9 protein-coding genes are annotated in these 9,846 nt (G+C 32.2%); all 9 read right to left on the bottom strand.

Features of this window, described 5'->3' with window-relative positions:
* Positions 1-37: 37 nt before the first annotated feature.
* Positions 38-1,831: a sodium:solute symporter gene (locus AB8B65_RS11710; RefSeq protein WP_405301207.1), complete on the bottom strand. Its 1,794-nt coding sequence runs from the start codon at positions 1,829-1,831 to the stop codon at positions 38-40.
* 118 nt (positions 1,832-1,949) lie between these two features.
* Entirely contained in the window at positions 1,950-4,481 is a 2,532-nt protein-coding gene (locus AB8B65_RS11705; RefSeq protein ID WP_405301205.1) for a PIG-L family deacetylase, read from the bottom strand.
* Positions 4,482-4,683: 202 nt separating this feature from the next.
* A complete protein-coding gene (locus AB8B65_RS11700) occupies positions 4,684-4,863 on the bottom strand; it encodes a hypothetical protein (RefSeq protein WP_405301204.1) in 180 nt (59 codons plus the stop codon).
* Between the two features lie 27 nt (positions 4,864-4,890).
* Complete coding sequence (locus AB8B65_RS11695; protein ID WP_405301203.1) at positions 4,891-5,148, bottom strand: hypothetical protein; 258 nt, start codon at positions 5,146-5,148, stop codon at positions 4,891-4,893.
* Between the two features lie 30 nt (positions 5,149-5,178).
* The gene (locus AB8B65_RS11690) at positions 5,179-5,376 is read right to left on the bottom strand and encodes a hypothetical protein (RefSeq protein WP_405301202.1); all 198 of its coding nucleotides are present in this window, start codon (positions 5,374-5,376) and stop codon (positions 5,179-5,181) included.
* A 67-nt stretch (positions 5,377-5,443) separates the two neighbouring features.
* A complete protein-coding gene (locus tag AB8B65_RS11685) occupies positions 5,444-6,259 on the bottom strand; it encodes a hypothetical protein (RefSeq protein ID WP_405301201.1) in 816 nt (271 codons plus the stop codon).
* Between the two features lie 4 nt (positions 6,260-6,263).
* Complete coding sequence (locus AB8B65_RS11680) at positions 6,264-7,517, bottom strand: hypothetical protein (RefSeq protein ID WP_405301199.1); 1,254 nt, start codon at positions 7,515-7,517, stop codon at positions 6,264-6,266.
* Positions 7,518-7,528: 11 nt separating this feature from the next.
* Entirely contained in the window at positions 7,529-9,571 is a 2,043-nt protein-coding gene (locus AB8B65_RS11675) for a hypothetical protein (protein ID WP_405301197.1), read from the bottom strand.
* A gap of 59 nt (positions 9,572-9,630) precedes the next feature.
* Positions 9,631-9,846 (bottom strand): trypsin-like peptidase domain-containing protein (locus tag AB8B65_RS11670; RefSeq protein WP_405301196.1); only part of this gene is annotated, 216 nt, incomplete at its 5' end.

Raw genomic sequence — 9,846 nt, 5'->3', positions numbered from 1 at the left:
GTTGAAAATAAAAACTATTTTAACCTTTCATAAACATTTAAGCTGTTTTCCGTTGCGTTGCTTGTAAAATTGTTGCCAAGAAAATAACCAATACACAACCAACTACATTTAACCATAAAAATGGCATAATTTTCATGTAATAAATAATAATTACAAGGACTTGCGTAATTAAAGCGCCTGTAAAAACGGCGTTTCCTTTTACCTTTTTAAAGAAGAATGCCAACAAGAAAATACCCAATACATTTCCGTAGAAAATAGAACCGATAATGTTTACTAATTGAATTAAATTTTCTGCCAAACTCGCAAAACAAGCAATGATAATCGCAACAATTCCCCAACCTAAGGTGAATAATTTAGTTGCTTTTACATAATGTGCATCGTCTTTTTCTTCTTTTAAGTTTCGTTTGTACAAATCGATAGAAGTAATAGTAGCTAAAGCATTTATTTCAGAAGCTGTAGACGACATGGCTGCGGATAGAATTACCGCCAATAACAATCCAATTAATCCGTGTGGTAAGTATTTTAGAATGAACGAGATAAACATATAATCACGGTCATTGGTTTCGCTGTCTTTTGCAGCTTCTTTATACCATGATTTAAGTTCTGCTTGTTTCTCTTTGTATGCTTCACTTTCTGGATTCGTTTTAAGTGCGGCCAATTCTTCTGTTAACGCATCATGTTTTTTCCCGTATTCCGGATCAATGGTACGTTTTATTAAATATTTTGATTCTGCTCGGTATGTTTTTTCAATACTATCTAAACGGAATAATTTCTTCTTATCAGCTACATTGTATGATTTTGCCAATTGTAAACTGACTGTTTTTTTCTGATCGAATAATACAGCTTGCTTGTCTTGTAAAGCTTTGTATTCATTGCTATATTCTGAAGCCAATACTTTTTCGGTAGATGCATCAATGAAGTTTAATGGTGCAGGATTGAATTGATAGAATACAAAAACCATAATTCCCACCAAAAGAATAAAAAACTGCATTGGTACTTTTAGCAATCCGTTGAACATCATTCCCCAACGCATTTCCTTCACAGATTTCCCAGAAAGATACCGTTGTACTTGACTTTGATCGGTTCCGAAGTAGGAGAGCGCTAAGAAGCTTCCTCCAATGATTCCTGTCCAAATCGTATATCTATTCTCTAAATCAAATGAAAAATCTAAGACTTCCATTCTTCCGCTCGCGCCAGCAATATCAAGCGCACTTGTAAAGCTTATATCATCAGGAATTAAATCTAAGGTGATAAAAAGTGCAGCAAACATTCCTGCAAAAATGACAAACATCTGTTGCTTTTGCGTGACACTCACAGCTTTGGTTCCACCAGAAACGGTATAAATAATAACTAAAGCACCAATGATGATGTTTAAGGTTACTAAATTCCATCCTAACACAATTGACAATATAATGGCAGGCGCAAAAATGGTAATTCCAGCCGCCAATCCACGCTGAATTAGAAATAAAATTGCAGTTAAACTTCTAGTTTTTAGATCGAAACGATTCTCCAAAAATTCGTACGCAGTATATACTTTAAGTTTATGATACAGCGGAATAAAGACCATACAAATAATCACCATGGCAATTGGAACTCCAAAATAGAATTGTACAAATCCCATTCCGTCGCTAAATGCTTGTCCTGTGGTCGATAAAAAGGTAATGGCACTTGCTTGTGTTGCCATCACCGACAAACCAATGGTCCACCATTTTGTGGTGCTTCCGCCTCGTATATAATCTTCTGCGTTTTTGCTTCCGCGTGTTTTCCAAGTTCCATAACCAACAATTGCGGCCAATGTTCCTATTAATACAGTCCAGTCTAATGCTTGCATGTGATGTGGGTTATGAAAAAATATTCATGATTAGGTAAAAGAAAAGGATATACGCCAAGTTGGCTATCAAAATGATCGTATACATTTTTTTCCAAACAAATTTTTCAGTATTCATGGCTTAGTTTTTTAGTTCTGGTTGCGTTACAATTTTTGCTTTCCCTACAGAAATCATATTTGCAAAGAGTTTGTATGCGCCAGGAACGCCCGCAGGCAATTCGCGGAAGAAACTCAATCCAGTATAAATGTAGTTTCCTTCTCCATATTTGGCAACTAACAAACTTCCTTTTTTTGCAGTTTCACCTTTGTCGTTCATGGAAAGAATTGGTGTAAATTCATCAGCCCAACTATTTGGAAAATACAATCCACGTTCTTGAACCCAACCTTCAAAATCTTTTGCTTCTATTTTATTTGGAAAGTTTACAACCGCATGCTCTTTAGCAATGATATCTACTTTTGCATTTTCGTCTGTAACACGATCTCTAGAAAGTTTTAAACTGTACGGCGCCAATTCACTCGGATCTACTTTTACGCGGCGATTGGTATTGTACTGTACAATTACATTTCCGCCATCTTTAACATATTCTAAAATATATTTTTGCTTGAATTTTAATTCATCAACCGTATTGTAAGCACGAATCCCCACAACAATGGCATCATATTTTGCAAGCGATTCGGCATTTATGGAAGACGGATCAATCACATCTACATTGTATCCAATTTGGCGCAAACTTTCTGGAATTGCATCTCCAGCACCTTGAATATACCCAATATATTGTCCTACTTTATCAATATTTAAACGTACCACTTTTGTTTCCGCAGGTAATAAAACCGATTGTTTTGGAATGTGATCGTATTCAATTTCGTTTAAAGCCTGTGTGTATTTTTTATCACCAATAAATACTTCCGGAGTTAATACACCTTCGCTTTGCGTTGATGGCGGTACTACCGTAAACATTAAGGTAACTTCGTCTCCTTTTTGTTCAATATTTACTTTTTGCTTTGCAGGATAGACTTTCCAGCTATACGGATGTTTTATAGAAACATAGCCGTCAATATTATCTTTTCCGGCTTTAACCGTTACTGGAATTTCTTTCGTTTTATCATCAGAAAAGATAATAACCTTGTCTTTAAAATTCGCAGTTACTTCTGGTAAAATTTCAAATGGTTGATACAATTCACCTTTGTCTGGTTTTGAATAACGATATACAACAGGTTTTGTAATGGTAATTGGTTTTCCGTCTATTTTTAAATTGAATTTAATAGTTGCAGGTCTTGGCGTTTCGGGCAATCCACGTAACTGTTGATCGGCTACGTTGTACATTCCCAACGTTCCTTTTTCAAATAACCAATACGGCGCAGACGATTTATCGGTTGCTAAATTGATGTCAAATTGAAGGTTTTCTCTTTTATTAGCCGCCAAATCTAAGTTTTTTGCGTCTGTTTTTTGATCGCTTGTAGAAGTCATTGAAACCAATTGAATAGTTGTATTGCTTCTGTTTAGTGCTTCAATATTTACTTTTACATTAGCTCTTGGTGTGGCACTTGATGCTGCTGCAGATGCTTCTAAGTACAATCCGGCGCAAGCCTGAATAATAGTTTCAATCTCAGCAAGCTTAATCGTTTTCCAGTGTTCATCTTCTAACTTTAGAATCAGTCCATAAGCTTCCATTAATTTTGGTAAATGTGAAGTAGGATTTACAAAGTCAAAATCTTTTTCAATCGCAACTAAAATATTTCCAATAGCTTTTCCACCTTTTAAACGACTCCAAGAAGTATCAATTCCTGAAAATATATTGCTTTTATCTTGCGGAAAATCTCCTTTTAAAAATTCTACATATTCTTGTTGCGTTCCACGCGAAGTCAATCGTCCAAAACCTTGACATAAATGCTGACTGCTCGCCATAGAAGCCAATTCGTTGTTTGACAATCCTTTTAGTGGATAATAGACACCAATATCAAAGTTGAGCATTTTACTCTTATCGGCTTTTTCAAATTTTTCACGACTTCCGTAAAACCACCAAGATGTGTTGAAAAATAAACGTGTTGGTTGCCAAGTATCGTACGTTCCTAATTGGGAAGTATATTTTGTTTTATCGCCAGCCAAATCAAACGCTTCCATACTTAACATGGCAGACGTAGTGTGATGTCCGTGCGTTCTTCCTGGCGTTCTATGATCAAAACGATTGATAATTACGTCTGGTTTAAATTTACGAATTGCCCAAACCACATCGCTTAATACTTCGTCTTTGTTCCAAATATCTAAAGTTTCATCAGGATGTTTTGAGTATCCAAAGTCATTGGCACGTGTAAAAATCTGTTGTCCGCCATCAACATGACGCGCAGCGAGTAATTCTTGTGTACGAATGACACCTAATTGTTCTCTGATTTCAGGACCAATTAAATTTTGTCCACCATCACCACGTGTAAGCGATAAATAGGCTGTACGCGCTTTTACTTGATTGGACAAATAGGCGATAAGTCGCGTATTTTCATCATCAGGATGTGCTGCAATATAAAGTGCAGACCCTAAAAAGTTGAGTTTTTGTACTTTCTCGTAGATTTGGTTGGAGGAAAGTTTATCTGGTTTTTGCGCTGTAGTTGAAGTAATAAAAGCACAATTCACTAAAATAAACAGTAATAATTTTCTCATTAGGACACATTTGGTTCAGTTAGCATCAAAAATAGAAAAGTTCATGTATTGAAATCTATTTTTAACGTTCTTTAACTTTCGTCGAAATGAATTTGAGAAACCAACAATTTGTTTCTGTTTTGTTTGAAAGACTATTTAGGTGACTTCTTTCCATAAAAAAAAGCGAACCGAAGCTCGCTTAATGATTTCAATTTATGTTTTTTTAACAACAAAGTGTCCTACGATTACTTTCACAACCTGCTATCCAATAACAAATGGTTGGTCTTTCTTCAGAATAACATTGTCTGTTATTAGAACCGCCTCCGCGAATAGGTGTGGAAGTTTCCAAGTTAGAAATTGACTTTTTGTTGAGTTTTAAACTTTTAAGATTTCTTTTTTTCATGAGTTTTCGTTTTAATAATTAATATTTCTAACAATCTTCCCAATCACAAGAACCGCCAGAACCACAATTAGCCTGTGTTTGTGGACAGTTACCTGTGTTATTACCACCGCCACCGCCATTGTATGGACAATAGCAATCGCTCATAAAATCAGGATCTCTTGATGGACAGTCTTGCCAAAAGCATGAACCATTTTCAGATTGATATCCGCCTTTTACTACATTACTTTCAAGGCTAGAAATTGAATTTTTGTTAAGCTTTAATGCTTTTAAATTTCTTTTTTTCATAATTAATAATTTTAAATGGATTCAACAATCTTAGTAACATGCATAACATTGGTTATTGTACCAAACAATTCCCCAACCAAAGCAACGATCTTGCGACCAACTAATAGGTATTCCACCTGTTCCGCCACATGGTTGTGAAATAGGTCTAGGTCTCATTCCACCTACTACTTTTTGTGCTTTTTTACTTAGAACTTTTGCCCCTTTTAAATTTGAAATGTTTTTTAACATGATTATTTCTTTTTGGTTAATGTTCAAAATGTATAAAAAACTACGAAAAGAACATTACGGAAATACCTTACTTAACATTTGGGTTTTGTCCTAATGTGCTCCAATCATCTCTTGAATTTTGATTAAAATGAAAAGATTCAAAATCTTCTGCTGAGTAGCCTACTTTTTTAAATACTTCTTTCCAAACAGCTTTTCTTTCAGATTCTTGAAGACATCTAACATGTTTTTTTAAGTTGGTAGAAACGATTACAGTTACTCTATTTCCAATAAGTTTTTTTATATTAAAATTTGGAATATATTTTTCTTTTACTTGTTGAATTAAGTCTTCTTTTTTTGGATTTAACTTGTTACTACACATATACATTTTATCTGCTATAGATATTTCACATTGTTCTATCATATCTGAGAAAAAAACGACATGTATATTGTCTTTGTTTCCATTCGTTTTGACAATGTCATATACAGTTTCTAAGCTTGAAATGATGCAACTTTTGTATTCTGAACTAGAGTCTTTATTCATTTTAGTGTAATTATCTATAATAATTTTTTCTATTTTTTCACCCTCAGATTTTCTAGTTTCCATTTCTTCTCTTTTTTGCTTTTTAGATCTTTTATCAATATTTCTGTAGGGAATAGTGAAAATTTTGTCAGTAAAAGTATTATCATTGATTGGATATATGTTAATGACTGTTCCATAAGGAACTTTCGTAATCATATTTCTAACATCTCTTGCTAATTTTTTTATGCTAATTGTATCTAAACTTGTTGTCATATCACAAAAGGCAATTATTTCTAGAGGGCTTTCATTTTTTGTATTTACTGTACATGATTTAAATATTAATATCGATAATATTAATAATAACATTGTGAGTTTAATTTTCATAATTTTAATTTTTAAAAGTTTTTAATGTTGGGGCATTGCGTAATGAGTTTCTAGCGGCAAACTGTTTACGCATTTCTTTGGCACGTTGAAATAAGTCCATATTTATAGTTTGTTTTTTAAAACCTAATTCATATCCATGAAGGTAACATGCATAGAAAAAATCAGTACTATTTTTGGTGAAATCCCCATTGATATCACACCATTTGACATAGCTTTCGCAGTTTTGTAGAAGTTGTTCCAACTTACTTAATTCTTTTTGTAGAAGTCTTAATTCATTTGTGTTCTCTTCAAATTGATTTTTTGCTGTTTTCAAAATCGAGAAATTTTGTATTTTATTTAATCCAACGGCAGCGCAAATTCCTCCAATTAATGGGAATAATAATGAAATAAAGATAAATGTGATTTGAGTAATAGTTGAAGCAGCTTTAGAGTTTTGAATTAGAAAAGTTTCAAATCTAAAAAAGGCTAAAAATATAAATGTTAATATGCATATTATCAATATTGATAGATTAAAAAAAAAGCGAAAGTTATATGTCCTTTTTATAACTTTAATATCAGCTTCATTTTCATCCTTAATACCTGGAAGGTTTTCTTTTTTATATCTAGTAACTGATTTTTCTATTGAAAAGAATAAATATTGATCAAAAAATATTTTGATATAAAACGTACTAAGGCCAATTCCTGTAGATATAATTAATGCTTCATCGTAATTATTTGCTATTTCTTCAACAAATCCAACCAATAAATAGACATCTGCAAGGACCATAGTAATTCCTGCTGCTAGATATAAAAGGCCAATTGGTAAAGAAAATGATTTTGGTTTCCATCTATATAAATTGGTTAGTTTTTTTAAGTATTTAGCATCCGATTCGTGTTTTTCTTTTGCATCTTTAACAAATTCTTTTTTACTTTCTGTTTGAGTTTTTAAATTATTTCTCAACCCAATAAATATTGTTTCTACATAGCTTCGTAAACTTGAAGCCATGTTTCGCATAATATCTTTCATAGAGTTTTCTACAATACCATACGTTCCATCATCTTCTCCAATAGACCTGAATTGTTGTCCGTTTTCATTAATCGTATCTAAAAACTCTTTGAGTGTTTTAGAAACTTCTGCATCTTGGTCTATTTTTTTGATGTTTAGAGCATCTCCAAAGTATTTTTTCATACTCGGAAGGTTTGGATATAACTTACCATTTGCAGGCGTACTTTTTGTATTAGAAAACCATTCAATTGCTTTTTTTAAAAAGTCTTTCATGATATTGTTTTTTAGTTTAAACTATTTTGAATGAACCATTTTGCTAAATCATACCCTTCGTAGAGAGCCGTTTCTTGATACTGAGTTTCTTCTTGATAATCTCGGATTTGCAACCTGTATAAGTCAGTGCGTTCAGAAATATCTTCTCTCTTTATATCAATATCTTCTATAAGCCCTTCTATTGATTTTCTTTTTTCTTTTTGATATGTAGATCTTTCTTCTCGTAACGTATTTATAACTTCTTCTAAATCAGAATAGCTTTTATCTTTAGCCTTTAATTTTCCTTGTATACTTTCAATAATTGATTTTTCTTCTGGAAAAATGACATCTTCGTAAATACTTAAGTATGGCTTATTCCTGTTATCCTGCTTTTTTACAAGATTTAATAATTTATTATAAAATTTATAGGTTTTGCCTCTTGCTATAATTGGAGGAGCATACCATACGTTTCTTATTGATTTTGTTTTTAAAATCAATAGTTTCATCAATTCTCTTTGAAGCGTAAGATATTTTTGTTTAAATAATCTATTTTCAGAACTAGTAAGAAATAAAGGAATAGGACGCGTTCTATATTTTATTTGGTTTTGAAACCACATTAAATCGTATTCTATATTATTTCGAGTAGTTAATAAACCTTTGTAGCGGAGTCCGATTCCTAATAAGAAGCCCGTAATTACGCTAGTTATTACAAATCCCATAATAGCAATTGTACCTGGTTCATTATTAATAAACATAATTAAAAAAGTGATAAGTAGCGCTATGAATAATATGACAATCTCTATATTTTTCAGCAACATAGAAACGGCAGTTTGTGTTGCCTTTTCTTTTTCATAAGAGTCTTTGCTTTTTGTTCTGAATCTTGGAACTATTATGTTAATAATATACGCATATACTAATCCTCCAATCATTAGCGATAAGATACTTCCGCTTAATTGACCTGATAAAGATTTATCTAATTGAGTTAAACTATCTAAATTACTACCTGCTTGTATAACAATATAAATAATACCTAAGATCAAAAAATAGGGCAGGAGTTGTAACCACATATTATAGAAAGAATTACTTTTTATTTTTTTATCGAATTGTATGGCATCTTCCCAGTTGGCTTGTACTTTTAAATTCTGATAACTTTCATGTTTATTATTAGATTTGGTCATAAGTTTTTCACAACACCATGCAACTAAGCCAATTACTGCTAGTATAGTTATAAGGCTTATTATTAAAATTATTAGCCATTGCCACCTTTTAAATGGTTCATCGTCTTTAATCCCATTTCCAAACTCCATTAATGAATTTAAAATAAAAAACAACCAGCCATCGCTATTTAAATTCTTTTGAGAGGAAAAAATTGAAAAAAACCAACCCGATACTGCAGTTGCAGACACACCAGTAGCTAGGAAAAACTTCGAAACTCCAATTGTAATTCCTTTGTTGTATAATCGTGTTATATTTTCTTGAACGCGGTCATAAGCAGCTTCATAACGATTAGCCATTCGTTCAAATAGTTTTGCTTCTTTTAATAAAGCCTCTTTGTTTTCATCATAGGTTCGTTTATTGATGTCATATTTTTGTTGTGTAATATCTTTAAATGTATTTGTTAACTCCTCGAGTTCCTCTTTTACTTCATTGATTCTATTTTTGATAAGATTAGCTTTCTTTTTTCCAAGATTTTCTACAGATTCACTCAAACGTTCTTCAAGACTTTTTATATCTCCTTCAATTATTTTTTGTTCTTCGATATAAGTGCTAATATTTTCTTCATACGTTTGAAGTCGGTCTTTTTGTTTTTGGATGTCTTCTTGAATAGAACTGATATGTGTATTACATCTTTCAATATCTGTATCATACACTTCTTGAATTTTTTGTTGTATTTCAGTCCTCTGAGTTTTATAATTAGTTAGTACACCATCAAATACTTCGTCTGGATTTTCTTTACTGTTTATAATTTGATAAAACCCCCAACGTTCATAATTATCTTTTTCATTAGAAATATCTTTTTTATCTTTTAATATTTTACTTTTATATGAAGAGTTATTAAATGTAATTTTTTTCATAAGCTAATTAGTTTTAGTTGAAAAAATTGGATTTTATTGTTTATTGAAATGGATAAAGTCTAGCAGAATATTTTTAATTCATGGAGAAGCTCTATGAGATATGTGGACCTAACTGCCCAATTACTTCTTATTCTGTTGTGTTTATGGTGTGCGCCAGCATAATGAATTCCAACAACTTCACCTGTGTTTAAGTCAACAACAGGTGATCCGGAGTTTCCATACCAAGTACTGCAGTCATGTTCATAAATATATTGAGCGGCACTCGACGGATAAAT

Origin of the sequence: Kordia sp., from assembly GCF_045105435.1 — a bacterium.
Lineage (GTDB): Bacteria > Bacteroidota > Bacteroidia > Flavobacteriales > Flavobacteriaceae > Kordia.
Note: the sequence above shows the minus strand (reverse complement) of the source record. Positions and strands in the feature narration are given on the sequence as shown.